The organism is Micromonospora haikouensis (assembly GCF_000876225.1).
GTDB classification, from domain to species: Bacteria; Actinomycetota; Actinomycetes; order Mycobacteriales; family Micromonosporaceae; genus Micromonospora; species Micromonospora haikouensis.
In genome coordinates this window covers 708,183-723,156 of sequence record NZ_JXSX01000001.1, presented here as the reverse complement: position 1 = coordinate 723,156, position 14,974 = coordinate 708,183, and the positions used below count along the sequence as shown (strand labels likewise).

12 protein-coding genes and 2 pseudogenes are annotated in these 14,974 nt (G+C 74.2%); 6 read left to right on the top strand and 8 right to left on the bottom strand.

The genetic code is table 11. The features are described 5' to 3' along the window. Positions 1-102: 102 nt before the first annotated feature. Positions 103-1,413: pseudogene (locus TK50_RS03270) on the bottom strand (M14 family metallopeptidase); the annotation flags it as partial. 217 nt (positions 1,414-1,630) lie between these two features. Between TK50_RS03270 and TK50_RS03265 the strand changes: the two are divergent. Next, entirely contained in the window at positions 1,631-2,971 is a 1,341-nt protein-coding gene (locus TK50_RS03265; protein WP_043961365.1) for a peptidase C39 family protein, read from the top strand. Positions 2,972-3,017: 46 nt separating this feature from the next. On the opposite strand, the gene TK50_RS03260 is transcribed toward TK50_RS03265, so the two are convergent. From TK50_RS03260 to mqnE, 3 genes are all read right to left on the bottom strand, one after another. Beyond that, a complete protein-coding gene (locus TK50_RS03260; protein ID WP_043961364.1) occupies positions 3,018-3,284 on the bottom strand; it encodes a DUF4229 domain-containing protein in 267 nt (88 codons plus the stop codon). A gap of 69 nt (positions 3,285-3,353) precedes the next feature. Continuing rightward, positions 3,354-3,788 carry a hypothetical protein gene (locus tag TK50_RS03255; RefSeq protein WP_043961362.1) on the bottom strand — a complete coding sequence of 145 codons (435 nt, stop codon included), beginning with the start codon at positions 3,786-3,788 and terminating at the stop codon, positions 3,354-3,356. A 22-nt stretch (positions 3,789-3,810) separates the two neighbouring features. Further along, positions 3,811-4,980 (bottom strand): aminofutalosine synthase MqnE, encoded by a 1,170-nt coding sequence (mqnE, locus tag TK50_RS03250; RefSeq protein WP_043961360.1) that lies wholly within the window; start codon positions 4,978-4,980, stop codon positions 3,811-3,813. A 240-nt stretch (positions 4,981-5,220) separates the two neighbouring features. Between mqnE and TK50_RS03245 the strand changes: the two genes are divergently transcribed. After that, positions 5,221-6,705 carry a C40 family peptidase gene (locus TK50_RS03245; protein ID WP_043961359.1) on the top strand — a complete coding sequence of 495 codons (1,485 nt, stop codon included), beginning with the start codon at positions 5,221-5,223 and terminating at the stop codon, positions 6,703-6,705. 713 nt (positions 6,706-7,418) lie between these two features. Here the strand turns inward: TK50_RS03245 and TK50_RS34695 are convergent. Next, a complete protein-coding gene (locus TK50_RS34695; protein WP_241774037.1) occupies positions 7,419-8,057 on the bottom strand; it encodes a hypothetical protein in 639 nt (212 codons plus the stop codon). Between the two features lie 178 nt (positions 8,058-8,235). Between TK50_RS34695 and TK50_RS34690 the strand changes: the two genes are divergently transcribed. From TK50_RS34690 to TK50_RS03225, 3 genes and pseudogenes are all read left to right on the top strand, one after another. Continuing rightward, positions 8,236-8,604 carry a hypothetical protein gene (locus tag TK50_RS34690; protein ID WP_082106145.1) on the top strand — a complete coding sequence of 123 codons (369 nt, stop codon included), beginning with the start codon at positions 8,236-8,238 and terminating at the stop codon, positions 8,602-8,604. Between the two features lie 175 nt (positions 8,605-8,779). Next, a pseudogene (locus TK50_RS03230) lies at positions 8,780-10,924 on the top strand (DEAD/DEAH box helicase); the annotation flags it as partial. Between the two features lie 416 nt (positions 10,925-11,340). Then, a complete protein-coding gene (locus TK50_RS03225) occupies positions 11,341-12,000 on the top strand; it encodes a putative glycolipid-binding domain-containing protein (RefSeq protein ID WP_229406416.1) in 660 nt (219 codons plus the stop codon). An 80-nt stretch (positions 12,001-12,080) separates the two neighbouring features. Here TK50_RS03225 and cds1 read toward each other — a convergent pair whose 3' ends face one another. Together cds1 and TK50_RS03215 are read right to left on the bottom strand one after the other, a co-directional pair. After that, entirely contained in the window at positions 12,081-13,172 is a 1,092-nt protein-coding gene (gene cds1, locus TK50_RS03220) for an L-cysteine desulfhydrase Cds1 (protein ID WP_043961355.1), read from the bottom strand. A 43-nt stretch (positions 13,173-13,215) separates the two neighbouring features. Continuing rightward, positions 13,216-13,674, bottom strand: coding sequence for an Lrp/AsnC family transcriptional regulator (locus TK50_RS03215; protein WP_043961353.1), 459 nt, complete (start codon positions 13,672-13,674; stop codon positions 13,216-13,218). Between the two features lie 268 nt (positions 13,675-13,942). On the opposite strand from TK50_RS03215, the gene TK50_RS03210 reads away from it, so the two are divergent. Further along, positions 13,943-14,209 (top strand): BldC family transcriptional regulator, encoded by a 267-nt coding sequence (locus TK50_RS03210; RefSeq protein WP_043961351.1) that lies wholly within the window; start codon positions 13,943-13,945, stop codon positions 14,207-14,209. A gap of 108 nt (positions 14,210-14,317) precedes the next feature. Here TK50_RS03210 and TK50_RS03205 read toward each other — a convergent pair whose 3' ends face one another. Then, positions 14,318-14,947, bottom strand: coding sequence for a UbiX family flavin prenyltransferase (locus tag TK50_RS03205; RefSeq protein WP_043961350.1), 630 nt, complete (start codon positions 14,945-14,947; stop codon positions 14,318-14,320). Positions 14,948-14,974: the final 27 nt, after the last annotated feature.

Below are 14,974 nucleotides of genomic sequence, written 5' to 3'. Positions count from 1 at the left end.
GCCCCGGCGACACCTCGTTGATCTAGGGACTATGACCCGGCGTGACGACACCGACACGGGTGCGGGGCCCGGACGGGACCCCGCACCACGGGCGGGTCAGGCGCAGTACTGGGCCTGCTTGCCGATCACCCGGTAGGGGCAGTCGGCGTACTCGGAGAGCAGCAGCACCGCCTCCTTGTTGCGCGAGGTCTGGGCCGGGATGACCTCGTCGGGCGGGTAGAAGCCGCCGCCGGCACCGGACGAGCCGGGGTACATCTCGAAGGTGTACGCCCAGATGCCGTGCGTCGCCCACATCCAGTCGAGGCTGTCGCCATCGGTGATGTAGAGGTCGCTGGACTGCTCGGGGGTGTAGCCGTTGGTGGCCGCCATCTGCTGACCGAGGGTGGCGAAGGTGTTGTACTGGTCCGCCGTCATGCCGGTGGTGGTGTTCGCCGTCGTGTAGCCGAAGGGCCAGAGCACGAGCTGCGAGTACGTGTGCCAGTCGATGTTGGCCTTGATCTGCTGGACACCGCCGACGACCCGGCTGTTGACGAAGTCACGCAGCGCCTTCGTCTCGGGGGCGGAGAAGGCGGACGGTCCCCGGTAGGTCGACGACGACGGCAGCCCGGAGGACCCGCCGCAGCAGCCCCAGTTGTAGCCCCAGTTGCGGTTCAGGTCGGTGCCGACCGCCGACGCGCCGCTGTTGGGCTGGCGGTTCTTGCGCCAGGACCGGTAGGAGCCGGTGGCGATGTCGTACTCGCTGCCGTCGGGGTTGACGGTGGGGACGATCCAGATCTCCCGGGTGTTGACGATGTTGGTGACCCGGGAGTCGCTGCCGTAGCTGTCGGTGAACAGGTTGAGCAGGTAGATCGCCATCTCGACGGTCAGGTGCTCGCGGGCGTGCTGCTGCGAGTTGAACAGGATCTCCGGCTCGGCCTCGTCGGTGGCCACGTTGTCGGAGATCTTGACGGCCATCAGGTCGCGGCCCTCGTACGACTTGCCGATGCTGATCTTGCGGGCGAGGGTCGGGTGGTCGGCGACCACCTTGTTCACCACGGCGGTCAGCTCGGCGTAGTCGTGGTAGTTGGAGTCGGCCGACGGGAAGCCGGTCGTGCCGACGCCGCCTGCGTGGACGGGGGCCTGCTTCTCCACCTGGTAGCCGAGCCGCCTGATCGCCGCCGCCTCGGCGTCGGTCGCCGTGACGTGCAGGATGCCGTGCTCGGCGGCGTCGACGGCGGCGCCGGTGCGGGCGATGGCGGTGCGGGCGGCCAGGGTGCGTACGCCGAGCACGTCGTATTCGGCGGCGGCCGGCTCGGCGGCGGGCTCCGGGGCGGGGCGCGCGGAGACCGGCCCGGTGGCGACGGTGAGGCCCAGGCCGGCGGCGGTGGCGAGCACCAGTGCGCGACGCAGGCGGGTCGGGGTGCGGAAGGCCATGGACAACCTCCTGGGGGTACGGGGAGATCCCGTCTCGTGGTCAACACTTCACCACTTGTCACATGGTCAGATCAATATCTTTCACTATGTGATCCATCCCGACCGCATCCTCATGCCGGCAAGGATTTTCCTGGCGGGAACATCTGGCGAAACTTCCCGACGGGCGGGATAGTGACCGGCAAGCATGCCCCGACCCGCCTCACCCCGCGGAGATCCCATGGCCAGCATTGCCCTACGCGCGATCGCGCTCACCGGCGTCGCCACACTCGCCCTCGCCGGCACGGCCGTCCCCGCCCACGCCGGCGGCCACCGCCCGCCCGTCGAGCACGACGAGCAGATCACGTTCCAGGAGTGGTCCCGCCACCCCGACTGGCGTACCGGCACGCACCGGGGCACCCGGGCGGTCCCCGGCCACCGCGCCGGGATCACCATCGGCCGACCCGCCGGGACGACCGAGTTCACCGACGAGCACACCGGCACCACCAGCACCTGGGAGTACGCCACCTGGACCTCGCCGGCCACCCGGATCGGCTTCGACGCCACCGAACTGGTCGCCTCGTGGAACGCCGACACCCCGGCGGGCACCTGGCTCCAGGTCGAACTCCAGGGCACGTACAACACCGGCGACCGCACCCCCTGGTACGTCATGGGCCGGTGGGCCTCCGGCGACGCCGACGTCAAACGGTCCACCCTCGACGGTCAGGGCGACCCGTGGTCGAGCGTGTGGACGGACACCTTCGCCATCGACGACGCCGACGCCGGGGTGCTGCTGCGGTCGTACCAGCTGCGGCTCAGCCTCTACCGCAAGCCCGGCCAGACGGCCTCGCCCCGGGTCCGGATGCTCGGCGCGATGAGCTCGAACGTGCCGGACCGGTTCACCGTCACCCCGAGCCGGGGCGGGATCGCCTGGGGGAAGGAACTGCCCGTCCCCGCCCGCTCCCAGATGATCCACAAGGGCAACTACCCCGAGTGGGGCGGCGGCGGGCAGGTCTGGTGCAGCCCGACGTCGACCACGATGGTGCTGGAGTACTACGGCCGGGGTCCGTCGGCCGAGGACCTGGCCTGGGTCACCCCCGGCTACACCGACCCGCAGGTCGCCCACGCCGCCCGGATGACCTGGGACTACGAGTACGAGGGCGCGGGCAACTGGCCGTTCAACACCGCGTACGCCGCGAGCTTCCCCGACATCGACGCCCGGGTGACCCGGCTGCACTCGCTCGACGAGCTGGAACGCTTCGTCGCCGCCGGCATCCCGGTGATCACCTCGCAGTCCTTCCTCGACACCGAGCTGGACGGGTCGAACTACGGCACCTCCGGGCACCTCTTCGTGGTCGTCGGCTTCACCGCCGACGGCGACGTGATCGTCAACGACCCGGCGTCGTCGTCGAACGCGGAGGTGCGCAACGTCTACCAGCGGGAGCAGTTCGAGCAGATCTGGCTGCGCACCAAGCGCTACCGCGCCGACGGGAAGGTGGCCAGCGGCTCGGGCGGCATCGCGTACCTGATCAAGCCGACGGACCAGCCGTGGCCGGTGGTCCCGGGCTCGACCAACTGGTGACCGGCGCGGCCGGGGCCGCTACCGCTCGTTGCCGGGCTGCTCGTCGTCAGCTCTTGTCGCCGGGCTGCTCGTCGTCGCCGGCCAGGGCGGAGCGCAGCCGCTCCTTCTCGGCCCGGCGGCGCTCGGCGGCCCCGGCCATCTCCCCGGCCATCTCGTCCCGCCAGCTTCGCAGCAGGAAGAACGAGAGCGCGGCGGAGAACGCCAACGCCAGCATGAGCTTCAGGAAGACGTTCAGGTCGACCGGCCACAGCGCCGCCATGACCACCACGAACAGCCCGATCCGGCCCAGCGTGTACTTGACCGCCGCGCTCACGTCGCACTCCGTTCTCCGCCGGCGGGGCCGGCCGTAGGGTTCGCCCCGGCTGTCCCCGCCGGGCGGGGTTCAGCCCGTCCGGCGGGCCAGCCAGTGGACCCCGGTAAACCAGACCACCGCGTAGACCACGGTGAAGGCCGCCGCGCCGAGCCCGCCGCCCAGCAGCGGCGGCAGCCCGTCGGCCAGCCCGGCCACCACCAGGCCACCGACCACGGCCAGCCCGGCCGCCACCAGCGCGGCCACCACGCGGGCCGCGCCGAACTCCCAGGCCCGGAAGTCCTCCCAGTAGAGCCAGGCCGGCAGGATGATCGCCAGCCAGCCGTTGGCCCGGCCGAAGTCGCCCGCGCCCACCGTGGCGAAGCCCCAGTCGAACAGCAGCAGGGCGAGCAGGCCGATCACCAGACCGGCGAGGCTGATGCCCAGCAGGTCGCCGAGGGCGACGATCCGCCCCTCAACGTCCCGCCGGGGGAACCCGCCCTGACCCTGCCGACTCGACTCGCTCATGATTTACGAGGGTACGGGCTGCTCAGGCCCACACCTGCTGCGGCTCGGACCGGCGCTCCGCCAGCGACGGCGGCGCGTCGTACTCGCGGACGATCTCGTAGCGGGTGTTGCGCTCGACCGGGCGGAAGCCCGCGTCCCAGATCAGGTGCAGCAGGTCGTCGCGGTGCATGGTGTTCGGGGTGCCGTACGAGTCGGCGTCGTGGGTGATCTTGTATTCCACGACCGAGCCGTCCAGGTCGTCCACGCCGAAGTTCAGCGAGAGCTGGGCCACCGACAGGCCGTGCATCACCCAGAAGCACTTCACGTGCGGGACGTTGTCGAACAGCAGCCGGGAGACCGCGAACGTCTTCAGCGACTCGGCCGGCGAGGCCATCGTGGTCTGCGCCTGGATCCGGTTGCGGATCTTGCCGTCCGCCGAGTCGACGAAGTCGTGCTGGTAGCGCAGCGGGATGAAGACCTGGAAGCCGCCCGTCTCGTCCTGCAGCTCGCGCAGCCGCAGCACGTGGTCGACCCGGTGCCGGGGCTCCTCGATGTGGCCGTAGAGCATCGTCGACGGGGTCTTCATGCCCTTCGAGTGCGCCAGCCGGTGGATCCGCGACCAGTCCTCCCAGTGGCAGGCGTGGTCGACGATGTGCTGGCGGACCTCCCAGTCGAAGATCTCCGCGCCGCCGCCCGTCAGCGACTCCAGGCCCGCGTCCATCAGCTCGTCGAGGATCTCGTCGGCGCTCAGGCCGCTGATCTTCTCGAACCACTGCACCTCGGTCGCGGTGAACGCCTTCAGGTTGACCTTCGGCAGCGCCGCCTTCAGCTCGCGCAGCACCTTCGGGTAGTAGCGCCAGGGCAGCGTCGGGTGCAGGCCGTTGACGATGTGCAGCTCGGTGAGCTGCTCGTCCTCCATCTCCTTGGCCTTGCGGACCGCTTCGTCGATGCGCATCGTGTACGCGTCCTTCTCGCCCGGCTTGCGCTGGAACGAGCAGTACGCGCAGGAGGCGCTGCACACGTTGGTCAGGTTGAGGTGCCGGTTGACGTTGAACATCACCCGGTCGCCGTTGAGCTCCGTGCGCCGGTGGTGCGCCAGGCGGCCCAGCCAGGTCAGGTCGTCGCTGTCGTAGAGGGCGATCCCGTCGGAACGGGTCAACCGTTCGCCCGCGTACACCTTCTCTTCGAGCTCGCGCTTGAGTCCGGCGTCCATCGAAAGCCACGTCCCTTCCACCTGCGGTCCCGTCGAGCCTACGTCGGGTCGTCGACCCACCGCCGATGCGGTCGACCCCAGCGACGTACCTCACCGGACTCTCAGCCGCTCGTAACCTGTTACGCCATCGACATCACTGCCCGGGTGCGGTAAGACAGGGTGGGGCGCGCCACATTCGGGGCCGCCCCCGCCGTCGCGCCACCCGAGCGCGGCGCCCACCCACGCCGGACGGGGAGCGGAATGGTGCAGAGCACGCGACGACAGCGACGGCAGCGACGGAGGGCGCCCCTGTTCTCGCCGGTGCTCCGGCCAGCGCTGTGGTCCGCCCTGCTCAGCGCCGTGGCCACGGCCGCGCTCGCCACCCCCGCATACGCCGAACCGCCGCTGCCCAACGTCGTACCCGACACCGGCTCCCGCCCCGTCGCCGTCGGCGGGCTCCCGGTGCCCGGCCTGAACGGCCCCGCCGTCCCCGGTGCCGGCGCGCCGGTGACGCCGCTCGGCACCGGCCCGCTCGCCGCCGCCATCGCGGCCGCCGAGGCCCAGGTGGGCCTCCTCGGCGACCAACTGCTCGGGCTGCGGCAGACCCGCACCGACGCCGAGGCCCAGCTCGCCGCCGCCGACCGGGACCTGAAGGCGGCCCGCGACGCCCTGGCCCGCGCCCAGGAGGGCGCCGACGCCGCCGCGGCCGGCGCGCTCAAGGCCGCCGCCGCGCTGCCGCCCGGCGAGTTCGCCGAGGACCTGCACGGGCTCAACATGCTCCAGCAGATCACCCGGGGCGAGGAGGCGGAGGGGGCGACGACCGCCGCGGCCGGCGAGCTGACCCGCGCCCGCGCCGCCGAACAGGTCGCCTACCAGGCGTGGCTCGCCGCCGACACCCGGGTGCGTTCGGTCCGGGACCAGTACGCCGCCGTGGAGAAGTCGCTCCACGAGCAGGAGAAGAAGCTGCTCAAGCTGCGTAAGGACAACGCCGCGCAGATTATCGAGCTGGAGCGCCAGCAGGAGGCCCTCGAGCAGCAGCTCGGCGCGGGCTACGTCGACGGGCAGAGCAGCAACGGCCTCACCGCGAGCCCGACCGCGCTGGCCGCCGTCCGCTACGCCCTGGCCCAGCTCGGCGACCCGTACGTCTGGGCCGCCGAGGGCCCGGACGCCTTCGACTGCTCCGGGCTGATGTGGGCCGCCTACCGGTCGGCCGGCTACAACCAGCTGCCCCGGGTCTCCCGCGACCAGTACTACGCGACCCGGAGCCGCACGGTGAGCCGCAGCGCGCTGCTCCCCGGCGACCTGCTGTTCTTCGCCTCCGGCAGCAGCTGGACGACGATCCACCACGTCGCGATGTACATCGGCAACGGCAAGATGGTGCAGTCCCCCACCACGGGCCAGACGGTGAAGATCAGCACGGTGGGTTGGTCCCGGCTCTACGCCGCGACCCGCGTGGTCGGCGCGGTGCCCGCCCCGACGCCCACGCCCACCCCGGCTCCGACCACGCCGAAGCCCACCAGCACCCCCAAGCCGACGAATTCTCCGACGCCGAAGCCGACCACCCCGTCGCCGAAGCCCACGACCCCGTCGCCGAAGCCGACGACGGCGAGCCCGACGCCGACGCCGACTCCGACGCCGAGCCCGTCGGACACCCCGTCCCCGTCGCCCGCGCCAACCGCCCAGGCCAGCAGCCTGGCACCGAGCGACAGCGCCGCACCGGACCCCTCGACGAGCACGGCGGACTGAGCGCATCCGTCCACTCCGGCTGTGCTGCCGGGCGGGAATGTGGCACCGTGACACCCATACACTTTCGGCCCGACGCCTCGGGCCCGGAGGCGAGCGTGGGCACGGAGGACGACCATGGGCGAGCAAGAGGTTCCGGCGGGAACGACCGACCCCGGATCCCGGCTTGACCCCGGATCCACACCCGCCCCGGGCGGTGGCCCGGCCGGCTCCACACGCACCCCGGTCGGCACCGCGCCGGCCGACGGGTCGCAGCCCGGGTCGGCCGGACGGGCGACGGTGCCCGCCGCGACAGCGCGGGCCCGGGTGAGCGTCTCCGGCGTGACCGTCCCGCCCGACAGCTCCGCGTTGCCGGTCGCGGGCAGCAGCGGCACTACGTACCGCGCGGGTGCCCCGGCGCTCGATTCCGTCCCGGGACGGCCTTCGACGCCGCCCGGCGGGACGACCGGGGGCGCCGCCACCGGGCCGACACCGGGTGCCGAAGGCGGCGGCGTCACGCCGGACGCCCGTGTCACACCGGACGCCGGCGTCGGCGTGGCACCCGCCCCGGGCAGCGCCCGGACCGGCGCTGGCGTGCCGAGCCAGCGGGCCGGCGGCAGCGGGTCCGCCCGGGCCAGCGTCTCGGTGCCCGGCCTGAACCGGGTCTCCGCCGACGAGGCGGCAGGCGCCGTCGGGGCGGAGGCGGCCGGCGCGGCGAAGCCCGGCAGCGCCAAGGTCTACCGGTCGGCCCCGGTGAGCCCCGAGCCGCCCGAGCCCGCCCGGCCCCCGGAGCCGGCCGAGCCCCCGAAGCCGGCCGGGCCGCCCTCGCCACCGGAGCCGGAGCCCGCCCCGGCACCCACGCCCGTTCCGGGGCCGAACCCGCCCACGCCGCCCGTGCCGGGTCCCCCACCGCCGTCGCCGAACCCGCCGGTCCCCGAGCCGACGCCGCCGGCCCCCGGGCCGTACCCGCCCGCCCCGGTCCCGCCGCCCGGCCCGGCCGTGCCGCCGCCGACGCCCGGTCCCGTGCCTACGCCCGGGCCGGTGCCGCCCGTGCCGGGCCCGCCGGTCCCCCCGCCCGGCCCGGCCGTGCCGCCGTCCCCGCCGCCGCCCGGCCCGATGCCGGCACCGCCGTTCCCGCCACCGCCGCTGACCGCGCCGGCCACCCCGGCCTGGCCACCGGCCAGCCCGGCCGGCTCCGCGCCGTCGTCAGCTCCGCCGTCGTCCGGGGCCCCCGCGGGCTGGCCGGCGGGCCACGCCGCACCGCCGTTCCCGACGGAGCCGGCGTCACCGCCCGCCGCGCAGTCCCCTGTCGTGCCGGCCCCGGCGCTCCCGGTCTGGCCGCCGCCGACCAACCCGGCCACCCAGCGCGACGGCACGCCCGCCGCCACCGGCGTGGCAAGGACGCCGGCACCGGCCGCCCCGGTCTCGGGCGTCCCCGCCTCGGCAGCTCCCGCATCGGGCGTCCCGGCGTCGGGTGCTCCCGCATCGGGGCCGCCGGCCGCAGGTCGGCCGGCGTCCGGCCTGTACGGCGCGGCCCCGACCACCGCCTGGCCGGTGGCGCCCCCGGACGGGCCTCCCGCGCCCCCGGGCGGGGCCCCCGGCGGCCGGGCCACCGTCGGCAGCCCCACCGCCCGCCCGGAACCGGGGACGGCCGACCTCGCCAGCACCGCGTACGGCACCGACGGGCCGGGCTTCGCCACGGTCGCGCTGCCCACCGGCAGCCAACTGGACAATTCCGGCTCGCTGACCGGGCACATCCTGGCCCAGGGCTGGACGGACACCCCGACCGCTCGGTCCAGCACCGCCAAGGTGCTGATCGTCCTGGTGGCGTCGCTCGGGCTGCTCGTCGCGATCGGCGTGCTCGTCGTGCTGCTGGCCGGCGACGCGATGGACGGGCTGGTCGGCGGCCTCCTCAACAGCTGAGCAGGCCGGCGGGACGCCTGAGCGGACCGCACAGGCCACCGAGGCGGACCGGAGGGCGGCTGAGCGGGCCGGGGATGGTGAGCCCGCCCACTACGGTCTCGTGGCACGGTGGCGGGTTTGCCTTGTCGCCGTACACTTGTCGTGATCCTTGACCCGGCGCGCGTGAGGCGCGCCCATGGGCGATCTTGCGGGCGATCCGGCGGCGTTCAGCTGCGGCAGGCCATCGCGAAGATGCGCCCCGCTCGAAAGGCATTTCTTGACCACGTTTGCTGACCCCAGCACGTTCCCGTCCGTCCTCGACACCACGGCCGAGGCGAACGACCCGACCGACGCCCCCGCCGCCGAGACCGGCTCCGCCGACGTCGCCGGGACCGCCCCCCGCGGCACCGTCGACGACAACGCGGCGCTCGAAACCGCCGTCGTTGACGACGCGGGGCTCGACGCCGCCGCCGACGAACCCGCCGAGGCCGAGGCCGACGCCGGCGAACCCGACGCCGAGTCCGACGTCGCCGTGGACTTCGGCGCGCTCGGCCTGCCCGAGTCGCTGGTCCAGGCGCTCGACCGGCTGGGCATCACCACGCCGTTCCCGATCCAGCGGGCCACCGTGCCCGACGCCCTCGCCGGGCGCGACGTCCTCGGTCGGGGCCAGACCGGCTCCGGCAAGACCCTCGCCTTCGGCCTGCCGGTGATCGCCCGGCTCGCCAAGCGCAACCGGGCCCGCCCGCTGCACCCCCGGGCCCTGGTGCTGGTGCCCACCCGGGAGCTGGCCATGCAGGTCAACGACGCGCTCGTGCCGCTCGGCAAGGCGGTCGGGATCTTCCTGAAGACCGCCGTCGGCGGCGTGCCGTACGACCGGCAGATCGACGCGCTCCGGCGGGGCGTGGAGATCGTCGTGGCCACCCCCGGCCGGCTGGGCGACCTGATCAACCGGGGCGTCTGCCACCTCGACGACGTCGAGGTGACCGTGCTCGACGAGGCCGACCAGATGGCCGACATGGGCTTCCTGCCGGAGGTCACCGAGCTGCTGGCCAAGACGCCGGCCGGCAGCCAGCGGCTGCTCTTCTCCGCCACCCTGGACGGTGACGTGGACTCGCTGGTCAAGCGGTTCATGACCGACCCGGTCACCCACTCGACCGCCCCGGCCACCGCCGCCGTGTCCACCATGGACCACCACCTGCTGCTGATCCCGCCGCACGACAAGTTCGCCGTGGCGGCGTCCATCGCCGCCCGGTCCGGCCGGACGATGCTCTTCGCCCGCACCCAGCTCGGGGTGGACCGGCTCGTCGAGCAGCTCGCCGCCGTCGGCGTACGGGCCGGTGGGCTGCACGGGGGCAAGACGCAGCGGATGCGCACCAAGACCCTGGCCGAGTTCCGCGAGGGCCGGATGAGCGTGCTGGTCGCCACGGACGTCGCCGCCCGGGGCATCCACGTGGACGGCGTCTCCCTGGTGCTGCACGTGGACCCGCCGAAGGACCCGAAGGACTACCTGCACCGGGCGGGGCGTACCGCCCGGGCCGGCGAGTCGGGTGCGGTGGCCACGCTGGTGCTGCCCAAGCAGCGTCGGACCACCCTCGCCATGTTGCAGAAGGCCGGCGTCGAGCCGGCGGAGACCCGGGTCCGGGCCGGCGACCCGGCCCTGGCCGAGCTGACCGGCGCCCAGGAGCCCAGCGGCGTGCCGGTCCGCGACGAGCCGCCCGCCCCGCGCCGGCACGGCGACCGTCCGGCCGGTCCGCGCCGGTTCGAGGAGCGGGGCGAGCGCCGCTACGGCGACCGGGACGGCCGGGGCGAGCGCCGCTACGGCGAGCGGCCCACCGGCGAACGCAGCTTCGGCGAGCGCCGCTACGGCGACCGACCGACCAGCGACCGGCCCACCGGCGAACGCGGCTACGGCGACCGGCCGACCAGCGAGCGCCGCTACAGCGACCGGCCCACCGGCGAACGCGGCTTCGGCGAGCGGCGGTACGGCGATCGGGAACAGCGCGTCGGCGGGGACCGCCGGTTCGGTGACCGCCCGACGGGCGAGCGCCGCCACGACGACCAGGGCGACCGGGGCTTCGGCGAGCGCCGGTTCGACGACCGCTCCGGTGGCGACCGCCGCTACGGCGACCGGCCGACCGGCGAGCGGCGCTACGGCGACCGGCCGACCAGTGACCGGCCCACCGGCGAGCGGCGCTACGGCGACCGGCCGACCAGTGACCGGCCCACCGGCGCGCGGCGCTACGGCGACCGGCCGACCGGTGACCGGCCCACCGGCGGGCGGCGCTACGGCGACCGGCCGACCAGTGACCGGCCCACCGGCGAGCGGCGCTACGGCGACCGGCCGACCAGTGACCGGCCCACCGGCGAGCGGCGCTTCGGCGACCGGACGGCCGGCCCGCGTCGGTTCGACGAGCGCGCCGGTGGGGAACGTCGCTACGGCGACCGGCCCGGCGGCGACCGCCGCCACGACGACCGGCCCACCGGCGACCGCCCCACGGGCGAGCGCCGCTTCGGTGAGCGGGGCTTCGGCGAGCGGGGCGGGGACCCACGTACCGGCGACCGGCGGGGCGGCTTCCGCCCCGAGGGGCGCGGACGGGACGACCGGCCCCGTGACGACCGGCGCGGCTTCGGCGGGCGACCGCCGGCGCGTACCCACTGATTCTGACGACGACCGGAACGCCGCCGCGGAGCCCACGCTCCGCGGCGGCGTTTCCGCTTGCGCTGACGGCGACCCCGGCGTGCCGTAACGTCCGGTTCATGCCGACAATGCCGAAGTCGCTGTTCTGGGCCCGGACGGACACCGCCGGCAGCGAGCACGTGGTGTTCGACGACGGCGCCGGGCTCGGCGCGCAGGGCGTCGTGCTCGCCGTCGACCCGATCCCCTACACCTGCCGGTACCGGCTGACGGTCGGGCCCGACTGGGCCACCAGCCGGCTGGAGGTCGAGGCGGAGGGCGCGGGCTGGCAGCGGAGCGTACGCCTGGAGCCGGCGGGTGACCGGTGGCGGGTGACCGCCGCCGAGCAGGGCGACCTGGACGCGGCGTTGCGGGCGGCCGGGCATCCGGCGGCCGGCCTGCCCGGCCTCGACGATCCGGACCGGCTGGCGGGCGCGGTGGACGTCGACCTGGGCGGTTCGCCGCTGTTCAACACCCTTCCGGTACGCCGGCTCGGGCTGGCCCCGGCCGCGACCACGACCTCGCCTCCGGGCGCGGCGGAGCCGGGGGCGGCGCACCGGATCACCGTGGCGTGGGTGCAGGTGCCCAGCCTGATGGTGCTGCCCGCCGAGCAGGTCTACACGGCGCTCGGGCCCGGCCGGGTCCGCTTCGCCAGCGAAACGTTCACCACGGAGCTGGACGTCGACCCGGGCGGCTGGGTGCTGCGCTATCCGGGCCTGGCCGAACGCATCGCCCCGCGCTGAGGGCTCGCGGTCGCGCGCCCCGTGTCAGCAGGGGTCCCCTGTCCAACAGAATGCGTTGACAGGGGGCCCTTCCTGGCACGTCACGCGGGCCAGGCGCCGGTCGCCAGGAAACGGTCGACGGTGGCCAGGTGCGGGGCGAGGTCGAGGCCCTGCCCGGCCACCCAGTCGTCGGCGTAGTACGTGTCGGCGTACCGGTCCCCCGGGTCGCAGATCAGGGTGACCACCGAGCCGGTGCGGCCCTCCGCGAGCATGCCGGCGATCAGGCCGAACGCGCCCCACAGGTTGGTGCCGGTGGAGCCGCCGACGCGGCGGCCGAGCAGGGCCGAGCCGGCCCGCATGGCGGCCAGGGACGCGGCGTCGGGCACCTGGACCATCCGGTCCACCACGGCGGGCAGGAACGACGCCTCCACGCTGGGCCGGCCGATGCCCTCGATCCGCGAGCCCCGGCCAGTGCACACCGACCAGTCGGCGGCCTGCCAGGCGGGGTAGAACGCCGAGTTCTCCGGGTCGACCACGCAGAGCTTGGTGGGCAGCCGCCGGAACCGGGTGTAGCGGCCGATGGTGGCGCTGGTGCCGCCGGTGCCGGCCCCGACGACGATCCAGGCCGGTACGGGGTGCCGCTCCAGCGCGAGCTGGGCGTAGATCGACTCGGCGATGTTGTTGTTGCCCCGCCAGTCGGTGGCCCGCTCGGCGTACGTGAACTGGTCCATGAAGTGCCCGCCGGAGTCCTCGGCGAGCCAGCGCGCCTCGACCACCACCTTGGCCGGGTCGTCGACGAGGTGGCAGCGCCCGCCCTGGAACTCGATCTGGGTGATCTTCTCGGGCGAGGTGGACGCCGGCATGACCGCGATGAACGGCAGCCCCAGCATCCGGGCGAAGTACGCCTCGGAGACCGCCGTCGAGCCGGAGGACGCCTCGACGATCGTCGTCCCGGGGCCGATCCAGCCGTTGCAGAGCCCGTACAGGAACAGGGAGCGGGCGAGCCGGTGCTTGAGGGAGCCGGTGGGGTGCACCGACTCGTCCTTGAGATAGAGGTCGATGCCCCACTCGCGGGGCAGCGGGAACGGCAGGAGGTGGGTGTCGGCGGACCGGTTGGCGTCGGCCTCGACCGTGGCGATCGCCTCGGTCACCCAGCGCCGGCTGGCCTCGTCGCACCGGTCGAGATGAGTCATGTTCGGAAACGTAGCAAGCGGATCGGCCCTGGTCGCGGCCCGGTCAGGTCGCGGGGCGGGCGAGCGGTTGCGGGCGGTTCTCCCACTTGGTGGACAGCGCGATGCCCGTCCGGGTGGAGGCCACCCCGGGGGTACGGTTCAGCCGCACGATCAGCTGCTCCAGCTCGGCGATGGTGCCGACCCGGGCCTTGAGCAGGAACGACTCGACTCCCGCCATGAAGTAGCAGGACTCGATCTCGGGCATCCGCCGGAACGCCTCCAGCACGTCGTCGGTGTCGCCGCCGGAGTCCTCGACGATGCCGATGAGCGCGGTCACGCCGAGGCCGATGGCCTCGGGCTCGACCTCGGCCCGGTAGGCCCGCACGACGCCGCTCGACTCCAGCTTGCCGACCCGCTCGTGCACGGCCGGGGCGGAGAGCCCGACCTGGCGGGCCAGCTCGGCGTACGAGAGTCGGGCGTTGCCCTGCAACAGCTCCACGAGGCTCAGGTCGATGGCGTCCACGGACTGTGACCCTAGTCGTTGGGGCGTAACGCCGGTCGCCCGGCATGCGTTGCACATGACAGTAGGTGAGTGTCCGCAGACCTTCGGTCGAGGGAGAGCAGAGGCGCCCCAGTTTACTAACTTCCCACTCAGTGCGTTTTTCGCGTTTGGCGGACAGGCCAGGTCGCTGGTGCTGTAATTGCCATACGTCCCTCATGACGGCTCTGGGCTCGCACCGGCCGGGGGCAGTGTGTTCAGCCGGGGGCTTCGTCGACGCGAGGAGGGGGCTGTGGACACTGGAGATCGCCTGCTGACACCGGGTGAGGTCGCCGCGCTGTTTCGGGTTGACCCGAAAACTGTGACGCGCTGGGCGGCGGCCGGCCGGATCGGCAGCATCCGGACTCCAGGCGGGCATCGCCGGTTTCGGGAATCCGAGGTGCGGGCCCTGCTTGAGGGGGAGGGCATGCTGGACGAGGCGGACGAGATGGGGAAGGCCCGTAACGTCGGCCCCGCCGCGTCGACCGGCCCTGGCCCGGCCAATGCCGGGATGTACTGAGCAGGTGCGCTGACGGGCACGGGCCGGCCAGTCCGGCCCGCGTCCCGCCACCGGTCCCGGCGTCGGAAGCCCGCAGCGGCAGGGCCGACCACCGGCCCCCGACGTGGTTCAGGAGCGGGTGGCGCCCAGCTCGCCGGACCAGCGGCGGAACAGCGTGTGCGGCACGCCCAGCGCGTCGAGCACCTTCCCGGCCACGAAGTCGACGAGCTGCTGCGCGGAGGCGGACGCCCCGGCACCGTAGAAGCCGGGGCTGGCCGGCAGCACCACCGCCCCGGCGTCGTGCAGGGCGATCAGGTGCTCCAGGTGGCTGCGGGTCACCGGCGTCTCGCGGGGCACGACCACCACCGGCCGGCGCTCCTTGAGGTTGACCTCGGCGGCCCGCTGCAACAGGTCCTTCGACAGGCCGATCGCGATGCCGGCGCAGGCCGCCGTGCTGGCCGGCACGACCGCCATTCCGCGTACCCGGTAGGAGCCGCTGCTGGGGCCGGCGGCGAGGTCGCCGGCGGGCCAGTGCCGCACGTCGGCGTCGCCCAGGTCGCGGCCGAGCCAGGCGGCGAGGTCCTCGGCCCAGTGCCCGTCGCGGAAGGCCCGCCCGGTCTCGTCGAGGATGGTCAGCCGGGCGGCCCGGGAGACGACCAGGTCCACCGGTTCGCCGGCGTCGAGCAGCCCTCGGACGACCGCCGCCGCGTACGGCGTGCCCGATGCGCCGGAGACTCCCACCACCCATGGTTCCCGCATGCCCTCCAGCCTGCCTGGTCACGGCGG